Source organism: Stratiformator vulcanicus (assembly GCF_007744515.1).
GTDB lineage: Bacteria > Planctomycetota > Planctomycetia > Planctomycetales > Planctomycetaceae > Stratiformator > Stratiformator vulcanicus.
The window spans coordinates 3570880-3592280 of record NZ_CP036268.1; the positions used below are offsets into that span (position 1 = coordinate 3570880).

At 59.0% G+C, this 21401-nt stretch carries 13 protein-coding genes; 4 read left to right on the forward strand and 9 right to left on the reverse strand.

The window, feature by feature from the left end:
* Positions 1-75: 75 nt before the first annotated feature.
* From Pan189_RS14080 to Pan189_RS14105, 6 genes are all read right to left on the reverse strand, one after another.
* Positions 76-1704 carry a hypothetical protein gene (locus tag Pan189_RS14080; RefSeq protein ID WP_145364612.1) on the reverse strand — a complete coding sequence of 543 codons (1629 nt, stop codon included), beginning with the start codon at positions 1702-1704 and terminating at the stop codon, positions 76-78.
* 100 nt (positions 1705-1804) lie between these two features.
* Positions 1805-2284, reverse strand: a complete 480-nt coding sequence (locus Pan189_RS14085) for a thioredoxin family protein (protein ID WP_310820498.1) — start codon at positions 2282-2284, stop codon at positions 1805-1807.
* A gap of 201 nt (positions 2285-2485) precedes the next feature.
* A complete protein-coding gene (locus Pan189_RS14090) occupies positions 2486-4405 on the reverse strand; it encodes a DUF4340 domain-containing protein (RefSeq protein WP_145364614.1) in 1920 nt (639 codons plus the stop codon).
* Between the two features lie 73 nt (positions 4406-4478).
* Positions 4479-7205: a Gldg family protein gene (locus Pan189_RS14095; RefSeq protein ID WP_145364615.1), complete on the reverse strand. Its 2727-nt coding sequence runs from the start codon at positions 7203-7205 to the stop codon at positions 4479-4481.
* A gap of 171 nt (positions 7206-7376) precedes the next feature.
* Positions 7377-8153 (reverse strand): ABC transporter ATP-binding protein, encoded by a 777-nt coding sequence (locus tag Pan189_RS14100; protein ID WP_310820499.1) that lies wholly within the window; start codon positions 8151-8153, stop codon positions 7377-7379.
* Positions 8154-8604: 451 nt separating this feature from the next.
* Positions 8605-11298, reverse strand: a complete 2694-nt coding sequence (locus Pan189_RS14105; RefSeq protein ID WP_145364616.1) for an ICP22 family protein — start codon at positions 11296-11298, stop codon at positions 8605-8607.
* Between the two features lie 199 nt (positions 11299-11497).
* On the opposite strand from Pan189_RS14105, the gene topA reads away from it, so the two are divergent.
* Positions 11498-14146: a type I DNA topoisomerase gene (topA, locus tag Pan189_RS14110; protein WP_145364617.1), complete on the forward strand. Its 2649-nt coding sequence runs from the start codon at positions 11498-11500 to the stop codon at positions 14144-14146.
* 59 nt (positions 14147-14205) lie between these two features.
* On the opposite strand, the gene Pan189_RS14115 is transcribed toward topA, so the two are convergent.
* The 3 genes from Pan189_RS14115 to Pan189_RS14125 form a co-directional block, all read right to left on the reverse strand.
* A complete protein-coding gene (locus Pan189_RS14115) occupies positions 14206-14859 on the reverse strand; it encodes a UbiX family flavin prenyltransferase (protein WP_145364618.1) in 654 nt (217 codons plus the stop codon).
* Positions 14856-15611: a bifunctional demethylmenaquinone methyltransferase/2-methoxy-6-polyprenyl-1,4-benzoquinol methylase UbiE gene (gene ubiE, locus Pan189_RS14120; protein WP_145364619.1), complete on the reverse strand. Its 756-nt coding sequence runs from the start codon at positions 15609-15611 to the stop codon at positions 14856-14858. Before ubiE ends, Pan189_RS14115 begins: the two co-directional genes overlap by 4 nt.
* 202 nt (positions 15612-15813) lie before the next feature.
* Complete coding sequence (locus Pan189_RS14125) at positions 15814-16095, reverse strand: transcriptional regulator (RefSeq protein ID WP_145364620.1); 282 nt, start codon at positions 16093-16095, stop codon at positions 15814-15816.
* Positions 16096-16539: 444 nt separating this feature from the next.
* Here Pan189_RS14125 and Pan189_RS14130 point away from each other — a divergent pair, with 444 nt between their 5' ends.
* The 3 genes from Pan189_RS14130 to fbaA all read left to right on the forward strand — a co-directional run bounded on the left by Pan189_RS14130 (position 16540) and on the right by fbaA (position 21358).
* On the forward strand, positions 16540-19419 hold the full coding sequence (locus Pan189_RS14130) for a hypothetical protein (protein WP_310820500.1): 2880 nt from the start codon (positions 16540-16542) through the stop codon (positions 19417-19419).
* 318 nt (positions 19420-19737) lie between these two features.
* Entirely contained in the window at positions 19738-20205 is a 468-nt protein-coding gene (locus tag Pan189_RS14135) for a hypothetical protein (RefSeq protein ID WP_145364622.1), read from the forward strand.
* A gap of 127 nt (positions 20206-20332) precedes the next feature.
* Positions 20333-21358: a class II fructose-bisphosphate aldolase gene (gene fbaA / locus Pan189_RS14140; protein ID WP_145364623.1), complete on the forward strand. Its 1026-nt coding sequence runs from the start codon at positions 20333-20335 to the stop codon at positions 21356-21358.
* Positions 21359-21401: the final 43 nt, after the last annotated feature.

The window sequence follows — 21401 nt, forward strand, 5'->3', positions numbered from 1 at the left end:
TGTGCCCGCCGCAACCGGAGCAACGGGAATCGCCTCCGCAGATTGGTGGGCACAGCCCGCCCTACTCGAAGATTCCTATGAAGGACGTCGGCTGCGACCCCCGCGTCGGCCGCGGCGCGAGCGACCGCTACCCGAACCGCCGGAGCCTTTCGCGCTTCGATCGGACGGCTTCACAAGCAGATCGATGACCTCATCCCAAGTGGGAATATCATCGTATTCGCTAGATGAAGAGGCGGGTGCATCGTCGCTATCGCGATCGCTGTCAGACGACGAATCGTCACCCTCACTTCTCGAACGCGATGAGCGCCGTCCCCGCCCGCCACGGCGTCCCCGCCGACGGCGGCGCGAGCCTGATGAGTCGTCATCCCGCTCCGCCGATTCCTCTGAATCGGAGTCCTCTTCATCCGAGTCTGAGTCGTCCGCTTCGAGGTCGTCTTCATCTTCGGCCGATTCCGAATCGTCCGAGTCACTGTCGTCTTCGGAGCGTCGTCGGCGGCGTCCGCGACCCCCGCGTCGGCGGCGACGGCGACGAGGTCGACGTTCCGAATCATCGCCGTCATCTCCGGAATCTTCCGCCTCATCGGTCGACGCCTCGGAGACGTCGTCTTCTTCTTCATCATCATCCGAATCAAAATCAAGATCGGAGGCGAAATCATCGTCTTCGCTCGATTTACTGCGGCTGCGGGGCTGGTCGCGGCTGCTGGAACGTCGACGACGCGAGCGTTTGCGGTCCGGCCGATCGCGAGAGTCATCGCGATCTTCGGCCGTTTCGCTCGATTCGGCTGCTTCGTCCGAGTCGCTCAACCCGAAGCCGAAATCATCGTCGTTTGACGAATATGCCGATCGAATGTCGTCCTGGTCGTCCGACTCAAAACTCCGTTTGCCGACGTATTTGTCTTTTTGCTCTGGTTCGGATTCCTCTTTGTCACGCCCTCTGTCCCGGCGACTGCGGTCGCCGCCTCGGGCCGAAGGTTTCGAGCGCGACGAGCCTTTGCGATCTCGGCCTCGGGACGAGGGTGACCGCTCCGATTTGCTCGAGGAGCCGGAATCATCCCAGCTCAGTTCTCCCAGCGGATCCCAGAAGGCGTCATCTTCATCGCCCGTGTCGTCATTACCCAAGTCTTCATCAGACTCGGCATCGGGATCGGTACTTGCCGTCTCTTCGATTTTCGTCTCTTTGGATCGATCGGCACCTCCGCGCCGACCTCGTCGGCCACGTTTCGGCTTTCTGTCGCCGCTTTGGGTGTCTTCGTCGATCTCGGAATCATCGGCGATGCTCTCGGAGAGTTTGACGTCGCGGCTATCGTCCTGTTCTATCAATTCCGGGACTGGTTGCGCGGTGTCGGAGGTCTCTTCCTCATCTTCAAAAGAGACATCGGGCTCATCGTCGAATGAGAACACGGGGTCGGCAGCGGATGACGTCCGGACCACCGAAGGCTTCCGTCGCGGGATCGCCGGTTCGGGCGAGTTCGAATCGTCGGTCGATTCTTCGCTCACGGGCGCCGCGGGCGAGACCTGGTCGTCGGGCGACGGATCTGCAGTCGATTCCGCATCAGCGGGCGCGGCCGATTCGGGATATTCGTCGCCGAACTCCTCATCGTCGATCTCTTCTTTTGAGAGATCGATGCCAAACAAATCTTCAGCCAGCGACTCCCACGAGGCTTCGTCTTCGGGGTCGGGCTTGCCGGAAAGTGGTGTATTCATAGGCCGCGACGGTACTTACGTCGGCCCGAATTTTCAAGCCGCGCAGCAATCGGAGTGGCCTGTGATTTCAAAGAGCGGGCGATGTCAGGCAGGCGATCGATTACCTGCGGGTCGGCGTCTGATGACCGACCTGTTTGATCTCCGAGTGCAGATCGCGAGCGTCTTCGAGCCGTTCCCAATAGTCACGCGGACTCTTGTTTCCGACCACCCGACCGAGCAAATCGGCCTCCGGGCTCAGAATGACCGTGCAGGGAATCTGTTTGACTTCCAGAATGTCGGCGATGCGGCGATCAGCGTCGTAGTCGAGATGAACGGGAACAAATTTCTCGCCCACGTAGCCCGACATCGTGGAGTTGCTGAGCGTCGCTCGCTCAAACTTCTTGCAGAAGGTACACCAGTTCGCACCGAAGACGAGCAGCATCGGCCGTCCGGTCTTCAAGGCATCGGCCTGCGCCTCATAGATGTCTTTTCGCCACGCAATCTCAGTGGACGGATCCGCGGCGTACGAGGTCTTCGAGACGGCCGCCGCGACGACCACGAACGACATGGCGATAACAGCAACGTACGGCAGGCGGTGCATCATCCGAACTCCTTCGATCGTGAGAACCGATGCCCAATGCACCGGTCCTCATCGTCGAATTCGGTCGAAAGAGTCGCTCCACTTGAAGCGAACATGCCGGTTGGAACGATTTTCCGAGTTTTCGGCCACGATGCCGCTCTGATCCGGCTCACACCCTAACACGTCCGGTTGCGCCGGAATCGGTCGGGGGTTGAGTCGGCATCACGAGTCGGCGGGGTCACGTTCGCTCGCCTCGCCCTCTTCCTGCGGTCCGTCGCTCTCGGGTTCGCTCCCGTCGGTTTCGCCGTCGTTGGCATCTCCGGGATCAGATTTGCCGTCACCAGATTCCGTGTTCTCAGATTCTGTGTTCTCAGATTTTGTATCGTCAGATTCGTCGCCGGACTCAGCGGGACCGCGGCCGGCTTCGACCGGCGCGGCTTCCTGTTCGCCCTCGTCCGCCCCACTTATCGTGGCAGGAGGCTTGGTATCCGCCTCCGCTTCCTTTTCTTTTTCCGGTTCAGCTTCCGGTTCTGTATCGAGACCGGGCAATTGCAATGAAGGACCGGATGACGTTCCACTCGGCGTCCCGCCTTCGTTCGGTGATTCCGAATCAGCCGGCTCAGCTTCTTTCGCTTCGACGAGATCACCGCGCGACAGTTTGACTTCCTCAAAGTCCTGCGCACTGATCACGTAGTACCAGTCACCGAACCGCGAATTGAGTTCCTCGACCTTGTCGCGAGCCGCCGTGAGTTTGCGGTCGTACTCTGCTTTGGCCGTTTCGTAATTTTCGCGAGCCTTTTCGGCTTCCGACGGTTCTGATTCGGACTCTTCGCTGCCCGCGCCTTCGGCGTCCGCATCAGTTTCACCGGTGTCCGAATCGGGTTCAGATTTTTCCGGAGGAGAGGGGATTTCACCGAGCATGTCAGCCGCGAGCCGGGCCGCGACGAACACGTAGCGACTCTTCAAGGATGACAATTTTCCGTCATCGGACTCGTCGCCCGATACACTCTCGCCGTTCGAATCGTCCGAGGAATTTTCGCCTTTTTCGTCCGACTTCTGATCGCCCGACGCTCCGAATTCGACGTCGAATTCCGTGCCCGTAAACAGGTCGCCGAAGTACACGTCGTAGGCGACGCCGTCGTCAGTCTTCAGGGTGACCTGTCCCTGCTTGGCGAGCAATTCATCTTCGCCGGGCTTCTCGCCTTCCGTGATGATGAAGCCCTTTTCGATCAGGTCGAGACCGATCCGGCTGGCCTCACGCTGCGAGCGCACGACTTGCGGATCGAGTCGCAGGTCGGCCGTCAGTCCTTCGGGCTTGGGCCGGACACCCACGATTTCCATGCTGTTCAGATTGCGGACCAATCCATTGACCGCCGCACGATTGACCTGCTCGGTCGCCTCATCGACTCCCTCAAGCGTCCATGGGCCGCTTGATTCTTCGCGGTCGAATACGAGAAGCGTAGTCGGTGAAATCGAGAGTTCCGGAAACGAGCCCGAGATTTCATAGTCCTCGACGACAAGCTCTTTCACATCGCCTGACTCAATTTCCAGCACGTCGGCGTTGACCCAGTCAGAGAATTTCGTCGACAGGTCGATGTCGAGGTCGGCGATAAACACCTCGTCTTCGTCTCCGCGTCGGAGATAAACACCTTCATCGTCCGGCAATGCTTTTCCGACAATGAAATCGGCCAGCACGTCACCGGCCGCATTCTGAACCGTCAATCGCTGGCCGCGTCCACGAAGCGATTCATCGGCGTCACTGAGCGGATCAATCACGCCGTATCGTTCATGTTCGGCAGAGCGTCGGCTGACGAGGGGGCCGCGTTTGATCCCGACGAATGAGGTCGCCGTATCGGCTAACTTCTCGGCGGCATCGGCGGGATAATCGTGCGGCGAGATTCGAAACAGACCGTCGACCTGCGCGACCCGAAACGTCTTTCGTTCCGTCGTCTCTTCGTCGTAGGTGACGACCTCCAGCGCGGCGGCTTCGAACGGGTCCGAAAAATCGGGGAAGTAGGCTTTGCCGACTTTTTCGTATTCCGGCGGCTCCCCCGGTGCGGTCGCGTAGCTCGCGCCGAACGCCACCGCGATTGAGAGAATCGCTCCGCCCAAGAATGTCCCGGTTTTGACCCATTCGTTCATCGTTTGCCTCCGACATTTGTCGGTTCGTTGTAAGAAGACGATTCGTTGCGCCAGCTCTATTGATTCGGCCAGCTCAGTCGCGGCGGAGACGATCGGGATCGACCGTCTGTCGCTCCGACGTCACTCGGACGATCGAAACGATCAGTCCCAATAAGACCGCCGGCAGAGGCGGAGCCAGAATCGCGACCAACCAGAACAGTTCTTCAGTCTTGCGAATATCGCGGAGAGTCTTTGCCTGCAGCTTTTCGTTTTCGCGTTTGGCATCCCGCCGGGCGTTCTCTTCAAAAACTTCCATTTTCAATTGCTCTTCCGAGGCCAGCAGAGCCAGTTGCTGCTGCTTCTGTCGCGGATCGAGGTCGTCATCCTGTTCGACCAACTCTTTCCGCTTCGCGAAGGTCTCGCGGCGTTCCTCGAGCTGCTCATCGAGTTCGCTCTCGACGCGCTCCTTGTTCTGTTGCAGGTCGTCGTAGAACGTCGCGGTGCGATCTTCAACTTTCGTCAACGTTCGTTGCTTGGCTCGCCGCGAGCGAACGGCCACGAACTCGTCCTGTCCGGCCAGAATGTCGACCGCATTGAGCACAAACGAGACGTTGTCGAATTCGAACGCCGACTCTTGCAGACGCATTTGGAAGAACCAATCGGCCACGCAATCGGCATCGGCCACGAAGATGACATTGGGGCCCTCTTCGCCTTCGGCCGGTTGAATGTGAGCCGCTATTGCGTGGACGTCGCCATCCATCACGTACGTGACATCCTGCTTGAGGCGCTGTGCCGGCTGAAAAGTGAAGGGATTAAACGAGCTTTCGAATAAGTCTTCCCACTGCAGAAGACCCGAGTTCGCGCCGCTGACAAGCAGCGGCGTAAATTGATGCTCGGCTCCTTTCGTGTTTTGCACTTCGCCGGGGTAGGCGACAAGCACTTCTTCAAGCCCCGTCGTGGCCGGGCTGTCGTCCGAAAGGGCCGCGGGGTTCTCCCGCCGGTTCTTCACGAACACATACTCGAGCGGGATCCGCGTGCCGAATTCGGGGTGCGGGTTATAGCGATCCCACAGAATCGAGTCGTGAGTCCACGACAATTTCAGGGTCCGCATCAGCGTCGCGAGCGTCCCGTCGTCCGCCTTCGGCTCCGGTGGTTGCTGCTGTCGATTAAACGGCCCCCCGGGCGTCGGCTTACTGAGCCGCGGAGCGACGGTCACAAATCCGCCGCCATTTAATGTCATCGGGAACGGGTCATCGAACACCAACACCGGTTTGCCCGATTTCACGTAGGTGACGAAATTGTCCATCTGCGGCTGCGTCAGCGATGACGGCATCACGGCCATCAAAACGTCGTACTTTTCTTCGTCGATTTCGGCATCGGGCGAGACCGCCTCGACGTTGTATTGGAGCTTTAGCTCTTCGACGATCTGCCATTCGTTTTGGCCACCGATCACGCCCGCGTCGGTCTCCAGCACCCCGACCGTGAGCCGCTCCTTATTCGCGACGGTGCCAAGGGTCCGGGTCAGTTCATATTCGAGTTTCGAACCCGGACCGACCCGCGAAATCGTTTCCTCATCGTACGGACTGGTGAAGAACACGCCGAGATAAATGTCCTCTTCGGTCTGACGCCCGTCACGTTCCGAGACGACCCGCTGCGGTTCGATCCCGAGCTGTTCGGCCTCTTCCACTTCAGCGCTGAAGGGCTCGACGCTCACAAACCGCACGTCGACCTTCTGGCCGCCCAATTGATCGTACTGCCGCAGCAACCCGAGTAACCGCTTGCGGACCGGTACGAATTCGCGCGGGACTTCTTCGCTGACGAATGCCTGAATCTGCACCGGTTGATTCGGATCAATCTCGTCGAGCAGCGACCGTGTCGCATCGGTCAGCGTGTAGAGCCGCTCACCCGTCAAATCAGCACGCATCGTGCCGTAGTTGGCAAGCACATTGAGCGCCACAAGAATCGTCGCCAGTGAGACCGCCCTGAGCGTGTACTGCACCCCCATCAACGCCGAGACGTCGGCCGCCCAATGCCGCCGGCGGATCACAATGTAGTTCAGATACAGCGTGAAGACGCACAGCGAGGCGAAGTAGAACATCCCATCGGCGGGAATGACGCCGAGCGTGAAGTCACGCAGATTTTCAGAAACACTCAGCGCCGTCAGGGCTTCCTGCGGCAATTCGAACAGCCCGAAGAAGGAGCGCGGCGCCGCGGCGATAAAGACTGGAATCGCACACACGACCGCCCCGAGCACGAACGCCACCGTTGTGCTGCCGGTGATGGCACTCATCAACATGCCCGCGCCGAGCAGCCCGGCCCCGGCAAACCAGTAGCCGAGATAGGTCGTACCGAGGGCTCCCCAATCGGGATTGCCGATCCACTCCAGAAACAGCAGGTCGGTCACCGAGAACGCCAGCACGGCCGTGTAGACCGAGAGCACCGAGAGATACTTGCCGATCAAAATGTCGAAATCGGAGGCCGGAAGCGTGAAGAGAAGTTCCTCCGTGCCGAGCTTCCGCTCATCGGCCCAGGCCGCCATCGTGATCGCGGGCACGAGGAATAAGAGCAGGATCGGGAAGACCTCGCTGAGTTGATCGAGGTTGGCGAGATTGTCCGTGAAGAATCGCTGGCTGAACGCCAATAGCGAAGCCGCGACCACGAACACCACGATGAACAGGTAGCCGATCACTCCGGAGAAGTACGACGCGACGTTGCGGCGGTAAACTGCCCGAAGCGTCGGGCTGCTGACAAATCGCCACAGCGCGACAGCGAAGGGAAGTAGTGCCGCCAGAAATACGAGCAGTCCGATCGCGCTTTGCATCTGTATTCGCTACTCCTGTGCTGCGAGTCGAGATCCGAATGTGTGACGGTCTCGAGTCACAAACTTCCGATTGAAAACGACAAAATCAAAGACGACAACTCGGAGGGACCGTTCTGCAGGTGGTCGGAGCCTCACTACTGCCATGCGATTGGCAATCGCGGAGCGATCTGCTTAGGCCGACATCGCCGGCTCGCCGACCGTCAACTCGCGGAATCGGCTCTCCATCTCCGCGTCAGTTGTCCCCATCTCTGCGACCGCGCCATCAAAGACGATTTCGCCCTTGTTGATCAGAATGACGCGATCGCACATCGCCTGCACCTCTCGCAAAATGTGCGTCGACAGCAGGACCGTCTTCGTTTCGCGAAGTTGATGCACGAGATCGCGGACCCCGTGCACTTGATTGGGATCGAGCCCTCCGGTCGGTTCATCGAGGATCAGCACTTCGGGATCGTGTATCAATGCCTGCGCCATGCCGACCCGCTGGCAAAAACCGCGCGACAGTTTCGAAATCGGCTTCCGCCACACGCTGCCGAGCGAACAGGTTTCGATCACGAAATCGAGTCGCGACGATAACGTCCCGCCCGACAACCCCCGGGCCGTTCCGGCATATCGAAGCAGCCCGTTGGGCGTCATCTCTGCGTAAAGCGGACCGCTCTCCGGCAGATAGCCGAGCGTCCGGGCCGCTTCGATCCGATGGTGAGCGACGTCAAATCCGCCGATCGAAGCGGAGCCTTCACTCGGCGCTAAAAAGCCGGTCAGCATTTTCATCGTGGTCGACTTGCCGGCACCGTTCGGCCCGAGAAACGCCGCGACCTGGCCTTGAGGAACAGAGAACGAGACGTTCCGCGCCGCCACGAACGAGCCGTAAAATTTCGACAAGCCGTTTGCCGAAATCATGGGAGTCCCGGCGTCACCGCCGGTCTCAGATGTTGCATCGGCTTCCTGCATGGGCGAACCCTCCCCATCTATTTGAAGAACGCGTGTGTCGACGCACCGGAGAGTGTCAAATCGATCAGACGCAACTTTCATTCGAATTACGTCGTGCTTTCGCGTCGGTCGACATTCTCATCTGCCTTCGTCACCCGCTATCACGGACTCTCGCAAAGCACCAAATTGCTCAACAATGTCTCATTGAGCGGTCTGACGAATCCGGCGTCAGTCGAAATTTGTCGCAGACCGCTCTGACGAGAGTTACGTTCGGACCACTCCGCGGCGTTGGAATTTGCGCGGGAATCGCGGCAAAAGCAAGCCAGCCGTACAGGAACGACGTTACGAGGCGACGGCCGAATTGCAGCACCGATCGCGACCGGCGAAACGGATTCACGCTTTCGCCGCTAACGGCAATGACGATGCCTCAGTGCGAAATAGTGAGTCCGGCGACCTCGCCCGAAATCCCGCTCTACCGCTGTTGCCGGGCCGCCTCGTTCCATTGAACGTCGTATTTCTCGGCCAGATCGGCCTGCCAGCGGACCATCAGATTCTGGCGTTCACTCCGAAGGATTCCGGCGTACGGCGACATGAACTGGAAGAAGTTCTCGTTCATGAATTCCTGCCGCAACGCTTCCATGTCACCCGCATTGTTGGGTGACCGATCGAGGACTTTAACCACGTAATAGGTCGATCGATCCAGACTCGGAGCCGATCCGATTTCACCGTCGCCCAGTTCTTCAAAGACGGTATCCATAAAGTCGGGGCCGACAGGTTCGAGGCCCGGCACCTGTGAGGGTTCGAGCACCGGCAAGTTCAATCCGAACGTCGGCGCCGTCGACTGTCGCAACCAGGTGAACGGCGGCGTCGTGCGAACGGTGAGTGCTTCACCTTCCTTGTCGCCGGTCACCGTCATCGGACCGGAATCGGTGGCCAACGCTTCTTCAAGGCTCTCTTTGCCCGACTCACGTGCCGCCTCCGCAACGGCCTCGGCACGTTCTCTTGCCAACTCGGACGATTTCACGGCGTACCACGCTTCGGTGACCTGCTCGACGATGCCCTCCTCATCGTAATCCGGAACATAAGCATCCCGATCATCGAGCTTCCAAAAAGCGAATCGGCTCCCCTCGGTCGGATCTTCAGCAACTTGAGTAATCAGAATCCGAACGCCACCGTCGGGTCGATCCTGAAACACCTGAGTGGCCACGTTATTGAGATTACGCCCGAACGGATCGCTTTGAGACTGAGGGTCGACGGCCAACCCGATCGGGTATTCCTCCGACTCGACGAGATCACGGAAGGTGACCAATTTGGTGGTCGCGAAGTTCAAGTTTTGCTCGGTAGCATACTCGCGGAGTTTCCGCACGGCTTCACGTGCCGCCTGATCCCACGCCTCCTTCGCAGCCGCCTTCACGTCGGGATCTTCGGCATCGAGTTCGCCGATGCTCACGTCCGCGAACGTGTTGTCCGTGATCGCCTTCATCTGTTTTTCGGCGGCCTCGATCTTTTCATCCAGAACCTCAAATGCCCGCTCCCGTTTCAGCGATTTGCGAATCTCCTCACGAAGCTCTTCATTCAATTCACGGAACTTCGGAACGTCCTTCGGTTCGATTTTCATTTCAGAACCGGACTCATCTCCCTTTTCTTCGTCCGATTTCTCATCGCCCGACTCTTCATCTGACGTGTTTTCGTCGGAGCCCTCATCGGCAGACGCCGGCTCTTCGCCAGTGTCGGCCTCCAGCGGCTCGGCTGAATCCGGATCGTCCTGCAGGAATGCGAACCCATTGAAGCTCTGCAGTGGAAGCGATGACTGCGCATCGCTCTCCTCCGCATCGCCCGCCTCCTCGTCTGCTTCTGGGCTCTCACCGTCCCCGCTCTCGCCGTCCCCGCTGGCTGCATCGGACGGATCAGCCTCACCGGAATCAGTTTCGTCCGACTCCGAAGAGCTCGGCGCGCCTTCGCTGCTCTCCGGCGTTTCGGTCGACTCCTCCGCAGCGTCCTGTCCGGTTTGTTCTTCGGCTTCGGCCGGCCGACCGGCCTCGGCGGGCGGTGCGGTCACTGTGTCAGAGCCGCTGCCGGTTCCGCCGGTTCCGAACGGATCGAAAGCCGGGCCATCGAGCGACGGAATCGTCAGATCCTTAAGTAGGTCCGACTCTTCGCGACCGAATGCCGGGTTGCGGAAGAGCGTTTCCTTGTTCTCTTCATAAAACGCTTTGACTTCCTTCTCGGTCGGTGCTTCGACTTGATCGAGCGCGGTGAGGTAGTCGGCTTCCAGATAAACGAGTTGAACCTTGCGATCCTGACGAAAACCGGGTTCGCCGGGTCCGAGCTGTCCCGGACGGGCGGCCCGATACTGCTCGAAGAATTGTCGCAGTTCTTCCTCCGTCGGCTCCGGAACGTCATCGCGAAACGCGGCGGCCGGGAGTTCAGCGATCGCCAACGACTCCCGAACGTTCGCCCGTTTGAACAACGTCCACAGTTCGCCCGGAGTAGGAGAAACCGACGGGCTGAGCACATAGGCCGCCCAGCGAGCCCGCAATTCCGAACGGAGTGCGTCGAAGACTTCGCTTTCGGCCGCACGCGTTGCCTTGAGCGCTTTGCGATAACCGTCCGACGTTAAATCGTTTTGCGTGGCCTCTTTGATGAAATCGAGGACGGCCCGGTCGTCGACCTGAATCCCGAGCCGCTCCGCTTCTTTGGTCAACAAAAAGTGATTCAGCATCGCGTCGGGCGTCGGCTCGCCGAACTGCTGCATCCGTGTCCGAGGTTCTTCGCCCGACTCCTCAATCGCCTGACGCTGCGCTGAGATCAGAAAGGCGTTTGCGAGGGAGCGTTGTCGGCCGAGCCGATCCATTTCGTTGAAGGTCAGGCTGCCCGCATTGGTCGATGCGACGACTTGGCCCGGATTCAGGTACGGCATGAAGATGCCGATCGAAGCCCCCAGAATCGCTCCCACTGTGCCGATCGCGGCCCCCTCCCAGCCACTCTTGCCACTCAGAAACCAAAGCGCGGCCCCCAGCATCAGGGCGGCCACGAGCGGCATCATGTTCCCGATCGTGCTCGGATCGGAGAAGCCGAACACGACAAAGGCGAACATCGACAGCCCGATCAGAGGGACCATCAACGTCTTGGTGTTTTTCCGAAAAATATCGAACGGAGAGGACATCGGTGTCGACTCGACTGGACGGGACGAAAGTGGGCTCCGGCGACCGGGGCCCTTGACAGGTTGCGCAGCGATCATTTAAGCATGCCCGTCTTGCGACGGCCTGCGCGGCCGCATTCTAACGCTGCGTACACAACAGGCAAAGCTCGCCGGACGGGTCGTCCGGTCGCTCTCACGTCACCCCCCGACTGGACTTCGATCCGTGGTTGCCAAGGCGAAGAAGACGCTTGTTATCGTGGAATCGCCTGCCAAGGCGAAAAAGATTCAAAGCTTTCTCGGTCCGGGATACGAAGTTCTCGCCAGTTACGGGCACGTCCGTGACCTGCCGTCGAAGGCCGCCGAGATTCCCGAGAAGTTCAAAAAAGAGGCCTGGTCGAACCTCGGGGTCAACGTCGAGCAGGATTACGAACCCCTCTACGTGATCCCCAAGGACAAGAAAGATCGCGTCAAACAACTCAGAGATTCGCTCAAAAACGCGGACGAACTGCTCATCGCGACGGACGAAGACCGCGAGGGTGAGAGCATCGGCTGGCACCTGATCGAGTTGCTCAAGCCCAAAGTGCCGGTCCGGCGGATGGTCTTCGCGGAAATTACCAAAGACGCCATCCAGCGCGCGATCAACGACACGCGTGAATTGGACGAAAACCTCGTTGCCGCACAGGAAACACGCCGGGTCCTCGACAGACTGTACGGCTACACCCTCAGCCCGCTGCTGTGGAAAAAGATCGCCCGCGGGCTGTCGGCAGGTCGTGTTCAATCAGTCGCGGTGCGAATGCTCGTGGAACGGGAATTGGAGCGGGCCGCCTTCCGCAGCGGTAGCTACTGGGATCTCGCCGCGAACCTCAAGTCGGGGGAATCCACGCCCTTCGACGCCGCGTTGCAAACCGTCGGCGGGCGAAAGATCGCGTCGGGTAAAGACTTTGATGAGACCACCGGTCAACTCAAGACCGACGCAAATGTCCTGTTGCTCGACGAAGCCGCCGCGACCGAATTACGAGAACGAATCGAGAAATCGGACTGGTCGGTCGCCGAGGTCGAGACGCGTGACCAGAAACGCAATCCCTACCCGCCATTCACCACCAGTACGCTTCAGCAAGAGGCCAACCGTAAACTGAGTCTCTCAGCCCGGCAGACAATGCAAATCGCCCAGAAACTCTACGAAGAGGGGCACATCACCTACATGCGGACCGACAGCGTCTCGCTCTCAAATGAAGCGGTTTCCGCCATTCGCCGCACGATCGACAAGCGATACGGGCACGATTACCTGAGTCCCCAGACGCGGACGTTCTCCGGCAAATCGAAGAACGCCCAGGAAGCCCACGAGGCGATTCGACCCGCCGGAACGGCGATGCAAACCGCGAAGGAACTGGGCCTCAGCGGCGGTCAGGCGAAGCTCTATGATCTGGTCTGGAAACGGTCGGTCGCCTGCCAGATGGCCGAAGCACGCCTGAAATTCCAGACCGTCACGATCAAAGCGGACGATGCCGAGTTCCGGGCAACCGGTCGGCACGTCGAATTCCCCGGATTTTTTCGAGCCTACGTCGAAGGCTCTGACGATCCCGAGGCCGCGCTCGACGATACAGAGTCAGCGTTGCCCCCGCTCTCCCAGGGCGACCAACTCAATGTCGAAGAGTTGAAGGCGCTGCCGCACGAGACGAAACCGCCGGCGCGATTTACTGAAGCCTCTCTGGTTCGTCGGCTCGAAGCCGAGGGCATCGGTCGACCGAGTACCTATGCCAGCATCATCGGCACGGTGCAGGATCGCGGCTACGTCGAAAAGCAGGGGAGTCAACTCGTCCCGACATTCACCGCGGTTGCCGTGAATCGACTCCTACAACAACACTTTCCGGACCTCGTCGATTACAGCTTCACCGCCGATATGGAGCAGAAGCTCGATGACATCTCGAACGGCGATAAGAACCGGCTGCCCTATCTGAACCGGTTTTATTCGGGTCCGTCGGGGATCGATCAGCAGGTCAAATCGAAAGAGGAGGGGATCGACCCCCGAACTGCCTGCACCTTAAAACTGGACAACCTCGACCCGGACGTCCGCATTGGTCGGTACGGTCCGTTCTTTGAAGTTCAGTCAGACGGCGAACGGGTCACGGCTTCGATTCCGAATCACATCGCTCCGGCCGACCTTACGGAGGAAATGGCCGAAAAATTAATTCGGGAGAAAAAGGAAGGCCCCAAGAGCCTGGGTGCCCACCCCGAGGAAGGCCTCCCGATCTATATCAAGAACGGCCCGTACGGTCCCTACGTGCAACTGGGCGATATCACGGAAGAAACGCCTAAGCCGAAGCGTAGCGGCATACCCAAAAGCATTAATCCCGAAGAGGTCGATCTCGAAACGGCTATCAAGCTCTTAGGCCTCCCGCGACGACTCGGCCATCATCCCGACACGGGTAAAGTCGTTAACGTAGGCATTGGTCCTTACGGACCGTACGTGCTGCACGACCGAAAATATGGGAGCTTCGACAAAAAGACCCACACGTTCGAATACGATGGCGAGTCTTACAATATTTTTAATGTTACGCTCGATGCGGCTTGCGAAATGTTGCGGCAGTCGAAGAGCCGCGGACCTGCCAAACCACTTCGCGAACTGGGAGAACACCCCGAAGATAAAAAACCGGTCGGCATCTTCGAAGGCCGTTACGGCTCTTATGTCAAACACGGCCGCACCAATGCGACCTTACCCAAAGACCGCGATATTAAAGAAGTGACACTCGAAGAAGCGGTCACAATGCTGAATGAAAAGGCCGCCAAGAAGGGCACAAAGAAAAAAGGCGCTAAGAAGAAGGCGACAAAGAAAAAAGCCGCCAAGAAAAAATCCGCGAAGAAAAAAACCTAAGAAGCAAGGCGAAAGCCCACGGGTTGCAACCCGTGGGCTTTGGTGATCGATTCTCGATTTTACTCCCCCCAGCGCTTCATCAGCGAAGCATCGACATCGAGTTGATCGCAGACGCGGGCAACGACGAAATCGATGAGGTCGTCGATGCAGGCGGGTTGATGATAGAACCCCGGCATGGCCGGCAGAATGACGGCTCCTGCGTCACTGAGCGTTTTCATATTGCCGAGCTGAATACCGCTCAGCGGCGTTTCACGCGGGACCAGAATTAATTTTCGGCGCTCCTTTAAATGCACGCCCGCAGCGCGATGGATTAAGTTTGAACTTAACCCGCCCGCCAAGCTGCCCAGTGTGCCCATTGAGCAGGGGCAGATCGCCATACCCGCCGTCCGGAACGAGCCGCTCGCAATACCCGCGGAGTAGTCGTTCCCTGAGTGATAGACCAAGCGGCCCGCTTCGATCGCTTTATCGACTTCTTCCCCAAATGCCTCATCTCGACCGCGTGGCCCGAAATTCGGATTGCGGGCGGCAAGCAAATCTCGAATTTCAAAATTCTCGAGGTCGATCTTGATTCCCAATTCAGCGCGGAAGACCTCCGTCGCGGCGCGGCTGATCGTTAAATGCACTTCCCGACCCGCCGCGATTAAGACTTCAAGCAGCCGAACCCCGTACACGGACCCGCTGGCACCGCAGATGGCAAGGACGATCGGTTTCATGCCGCGGCGTGATCATTAGCGGTTGCGGTTGAGGCATCCGGCTTGCGGGCGACGTAAAGCGTCGCAATGCCGAACGTGAGCGGCTTCCAAGTTGCGTTGGTCATGCCGCACGATTCCATTAAGTCGGTTAATTCTTTCCCGTCGGGAAACTCGCCGACCGACTGCGGCAGATAATCGTAGGCAGACTGGTCATTCCGGGCGAGTAATTGGCCGATCACGGGCAACACGTTTCGGAAGTACCACTGGTACAGCGGGCTGATGATCCTGTTCTTCGGCTTTGAGAACTCGAGCACCAGCACCTGACCACCCGGCTTGGTCACGCGGGCCATCTCTTTCAATCCGCGTTCGGTACTCGTGACGTTCCTTAATCCGAAGGCGACCGTCACCGCGGCAAACGTATCGTCGGCGAACGGAAGTTCCTGCGTATCGGCTTCGATAAAGGGAACACGGTCCGCGGCGGACTTGCCCGCCCGATGCTTCTGGTTCGCGATCTCAAGCATTTGATGCGTGAAATCGCTGCCAACGACCAATCGAGAACCCTTTTGGTGCCGCGCGATCGCCAGGGCCAAATCGCCCGTGCCCGTGCAGGCATCAAGGATCGGTCCCTCGACTTCGAAATCGATCGCCGCGACCGTGCGATGTCGCCAGTAATAGTCGACACCGCCAGACAGGACGTGATTGTTCAGATCATAGCGCGAGGAAATCTCCCCGAACATCTGCCGGATGCGTTGGCCGGACTTATCCACACTCATGCGGTCACTCAGTGAGGCGTTGCGGTTGCGTCAGGATTGTAGCAACCGCAGAACTCCTCGGCCTCTTCACCGGCCCGCCAATGTTACCGCAGGACGGGCGAAATCTGGTGAATGGACCGGCTTGCGCGACCCCTCCGACCTGGCTCCACGCTCCGGGCGTGCGAAAGCCTGCGTGATCGACGGTTGATCGCCGCAATCAGCCTCAACAGCCTTCGATCTGTTCTCGAAGTTCGTCGCGCTCTTTGCGCGTCATATCGAGGTCGAACATCAGGTATTTGATGTCGAGCCGCAGTTGGGCCAACGCCTCTTGGACGAGCGAGAGGATTCGCCGCCGCCGCTTTGTGGCATCGACGACCCGAACGTAGGCGGGTTCGAGTTCCGCCTGATATTCGGCCGGCAACTTCGCAATTTTCCGGGCCATTTCGACCAGTTCGCGCGGCAGGGCTTCCTGATCGGGGTCCGGCAAGCGGGATTCGGTGCTCATGGTGATTCAACTCTTGGTGACTTTTGGCAACGCAACGATATTGAGATGCCCGACGACAAAACACAATCACCAATCACAAAGCTTTCCCAAATAAAGGGTTGCGCCCAATATGGCGATCCGACCCCGGTAGTTTCCCGAGGTTCAAAGCGATATAGGTCCGTCGCGTCAAACTTTGTAAATTTCAGCAGTTACGACGATATCGAGGTCGTGCGGGCCTGTTGACTTTCCGCAACACGGTTCCGCCAGCAAATTTGGTGATTTGAGGCAGGCGTGAACGATCCCATGTCGATCATGCGTATTGGAACGGTCGTGCGGACCGGTTTCTACGCGAAATGCCACAGATTTCGGCGAAACGATGGCCCGAACCGGCTTTCGATGCGGCCACAAGGCCGCCGGGGCCTTCGTGCGCAGCGTTGGTCTTGTTCTCGAAGACTAATCTTCGGGGTGTTTCTCGCCGGAATGCTCGTCGCGGAAGGTTCGAATACCGCAGCGGCGAAACACTACACCGAGAGCTTCGACGACCCGAACACCACGACTCTGACCGCGGAACATCACGAGTCGGACGTGCGGCTGCTGGCCCACCGGCGAAACGATCGTGTGTTTCGCGAAGGCAAAGCCGCTGAGCAGTTTCAATTCGCGACGACGCGAATCGGGTCGATCGTTCAACTCAAACAGGCCCTTCCACCGGCCCGCAGGCTCGATGAGCTCTCAGCCTCGGTTCTGGTCCGCTCGAACGTGCCCGGCGTGACGGCCAACTTGCGGTTGGTCTTTCCCCACCAGATCGATCCGAGCACCGGAAAGAATCTGACGGCGCTCATCAGCGGCAATCGATACGTACGTCCCGGCCAATGGGAGCGGCTGACCAGTCGGACCGATCAGAAAGCGTTGCGAGACGAGTTGCGGCGGATTCGATATCGGCTCGGCGTCTCGAAGATCGATCAGCGTGATCTGTATGTCGACCAACTAGTGATTAGCGCCGCGGCCGGTGGGCCGACTCTCGAAATTCTGGTCGATGAGCTCAACTTCGGACCGATCGTCGAATCGAAAGCGAAATCGGCAATCGAGCAGGTTGCTTATGAAAGCGATGTCGAGATCGATGCTCCGGTTGAGTTCCGCCTTGGGCGATTTCGGGTGGAACAGAAGCCGTTCTTCCCGCGGATGGCTCCCTATCGCGGTGAAGACCCGGCGGCATTTGCCGACGCCGGCTTCAATGTGGCCTGGATTTCCGACTATCGCGACACCGAATTGATCAAACGCCTCGCCGCCCACGGGGTCTGGTGTTCGGCAACGCCGCCGCGGGCTCTGGATACCGAAGGAAATGTGTTGGCCGCACGCTCGGCCGATCTTGTACCGTTCACGGTCGATACGAAGCGCATTCTGTTCTGGAATCTCGGACGTCGCATCCCGGCCACCGCACTCGACGGTCTTGCCGATTGGCGGAAGCAAATTCGTCAAGCCGACCGCGCCTACAATCGACCACTGTTAGGCGACGTGACCGACGGGGAGCACGTCTACTCGCGATACCTCGAAATGCTCGGTGCGAGTCGAACAAGTACGAATACGACGTTCGGCTACCGTGACTACCGGGACTGGCTCGAGGAGAAGCGTCTGATTGCACGACCTGGAACGTATTTCTGGTCTTGGGTTCCGACCGAGCCGGCCTACGGCCTCTCCAGTCGACGAGAGGCCGCCGGGCTGGACCCTGTGATTGTCGAGCCTGAACAAATCCGCTTGCAGGTTTACAGCGCTATCAACGCCGGATGCCGGGCCGTCGGTTATTGGACGTCAGGCCCGATCGACCGCAACGACAACGTTTCGCTGGAGCGTCGGCTTGCACTGTCGGCAATCAATACCGAGCTTTCGCTCGTCGATGACCTACTGGCGGAAGCGGTTGCGGTCGGTGAAGTGCCGTTTTATGTCGATCTTCGCAAGGCTGGGAGTTCAGGATACCGCATCCGATCTTCGAACACTCCGCTCCGTCCGGAAGATGACTTTTCGCCATTCGCGAAAAAGTCGACGGACGCGGGGGCAAGGCAGGCGGCGATGTACCGCACCGGCGGCGGGCTGCTCATTCTGCCGGTCTGGTTCGGTCGCGATGCTCAGTTGTGCCCGGGCCAGTTGGCAGCCTCCGACGTGTCGCTAATCGTTCCGGGTGTGAATGACTCGGCTTCGGCCTGGGAAATCACCCCGACTCGAATGCGGAGCCTGAAGCGGGAGCGCGTTCCGGGCGGCACCAGACTGACGATTCCCCGGTTCGATCAGACGGCAATAATTCTGATCACGAGCGATCGCACCCTCATCGCCAAGCTGCGCGAACGCATCTCCGAGATTTCGCGCCGAGCGGCGGAGACTGAGGTCAAATTGGCCGAACTCAAACTGGAGCGGGTTCGAAAGACCAATGCTGCGCTCGCGGAATACAACGCCCGGCAATCGGACGGACCACAACTACTGGCCCGGTCGGAATCGACCGCGATGCAAGCTCGACAGGCATTGCAACGAGGCGATTACGACTTCGCCGCCGTCTCGGCAAAATCAGTTCGGCAATATCTGCGAATTCTGCAGCGGGCACACTGGGATGACGCCGTCCGCCCGATGTCGACACCGCTGAGCAGCCCGCACACCGCCGCATTCAGCACCCTGCCAGATCACTGGAGACTCCTTGCATCGCTTGGCTTGAGCGTTTCGCCCCCGATAGAAAACTCGAACAGCCTGCTCACCGGCGACTTTGAGTCGATCGATGCCATGTTGACGGCTGGCTGGAAACACGAGCAGAATCGTCTCGAAGGCGTCCGCACAATGGCCGAACTGGTGCCGGACGCAAAAAGCGGCGAACACGCCCTCCGGCTGCTCGCGGCGCCGCAGGTGAAGAGTGAGACCCCACGCTCGATCAACGAGAGCCCGGTCACGATCGAGTCGCCGCCGGTCGATGTCGAACCCGGACAGATTATCCACATCAGTGGGTGGATCAAGATTGAGCGGCCGATCGTCTCAAACCTTGACGGGCTGACGATTCATGACAGCTTGAACGGTCCGTCAGGCGCGTTGCGGTGGAAGTCGACCGGGGGTTGGACCCGCTTCGAAATGCTTCGCGAAGCGTCCAGCTATGAGGTACTGACGGTGACGTTCGCGCTCAATGGATTGGGTGAAGCAATCATTGACGACATCCGCATTATTGCGCATCGGCCCGGAACACTGACGGCAACAAAACCGGAGGAAACCCGCAGCGCACCGGTCCGATTCCTCGACCGGCTCCCCGGGATCAACCGTTTGACCGGTCGACGCGGAGATAGCGATAAGTCGGGCAACGGCTCTGAACGGCGTTAAATCTAGTCGGCTGTCTCAACGTTCGTCGAAGGTGGTTCAGATTTGCTGACGAAACCGACGTTCCACAGTAGGTCAGTTCGCACGTAGCAGAATCTCAGAAGAGTGGCTGTGGACGGCGTCTTTACGACGCCCACAGTGATCATGTTTTCGGCACAGCTCCGTCTCGGAATTCCGAGTTCGAGAGTTCGCATTCCGGGGGCGGCGAAAACGCCGTCCTCGGCCACCCGAAAAGTAGTACGTCTTTCTTTCTGAGCTGGTTCACGAACCGACAATCTGAAGGTTCGCCAACGCGGACGAGTGGCTCTATAATCCCGCGAGATGAAGAATGATAAAGAAGTTTGTGAGTTCATTGATGAACTTGTTTCCGAAGCCGTCTCACTCGCCGCTCGCTCCCAGTTTCCGCTGCACTTCGAACGGTCCGAAAGTAGCGAAGCCGTCTATCTGAGCGTCGCCCGCGACGCACCCGATGCTACGGTGTGGTATGGTTTGCGGATTGCAGCCCATCAGCCCGCCCACGTTTCATCGTTCGATTTCGAGCAATTGATTCTTCCGCAGCGATTGACCTGCGAGAGCCGCCATCTCGCCACGGCACAGGTCGGAACCTGGGTAGCGGACGGCTCGGTCGTTGTTGCTGATCCCCGGGAAGTTGATGAAGCATTGACCGCCGAGGCTCTACAGCGGCGCCGGCAATACGGGCATTGGCGACTTTCGAACCACGAGTTCTGCCAGATTCGCCATCGCGTCCACCTTCGAGCCAAATGGGCGTTCGAGTTGACGCGGGCCTGATATCTCGGATCAACTCACGTCCTCCGCGACCCGCTGCTTGAATGCCCGTGCGGACCGTGATATGACGGACGAAATTCAAATATCCGCCCGACGTTCGCTTCGTCGGGCCTGCTGAGAGGAACTTCCGATGCCGATTGCGACACCGGCCCAATACGCCGAAATGCTCGATGCCGCCCAAGCTGGCGACTACGCCTACCCGGCGATCAATGTGACTTCGCTGATCACCATCAATGGAGCGCTGAAGGCGTTTGCCGACAAAAAATCGGATGGCATCATTCAGGTCTCTCTCGGCGGCGGTAAGTTCGCCTCGGGATTGAACGTCGGCGACTCCGTCTTCGGTGCGATCGTGCTGGCCGAAGCGACTCATCGATTGGCCGAAAAATACGATGTGCTGGTTGGCCTGCACACCGATCATTGCCAGCCGGGCAAAGTCGACGGATTCCTTAAGCCGCTCATCGCCGAAACCGCCCGACGGCGAGAAGCCGGACAGTCGAATCTGTTTCAGTCGCACATGCTCGATGCCTCGGAGCTTCCGCTCGACGAGAACATCGCGCTCTCCAAAGAGCTACTGAAGATGTGTGCCGACAACGAAATCATCCTCGAAGTCGAAGCCGGGGTCGTCGGTGGCGAAGAGGACGGCGTCGATAATTCCGACCTGCCCGATGACAAGCTCTACACCTCTCCTGAAGACATGCTCGCCGTGTACGAGAGTCTCGACGGCATCGGTCGCTACATGTTCGCGGCCACCTTCGGCAACGTGCATGGCAGCTACAAGCCGGGGGCAGTCAAACTACGGCCGGACATCTTGAAGCAGGGGCAGGAAGCGGTCATCGGCAAATATGGCGAGAAAGCCAAGTTCGACCTCGTTTTCCACGGGGGATCGGGCACACCGGTCGAGCAGATTCGCGAAACGCTCGATTACGGCGTCGTGAAAATGAATATCGACACCGACACGCAATACGCGTTCACGCGACCGATCGCCGATCACATGTTCAAGAACTACGACGGCGTGCTGAAGATCGAAGGCGAGATCGGCAACAAGAAGGTTTACGATCCGCGCTCCTACCTCAAAGCCGCAGAAGAAGGCACCGCGACCCGACTCGGCGAAGCCTGCGATGCACTGCGCTCCAGCGGCAAGTCGATCTATAAATAGCTTCGGGAGTGACGTCCCGATTTTGATGCAACCATCACGCCGG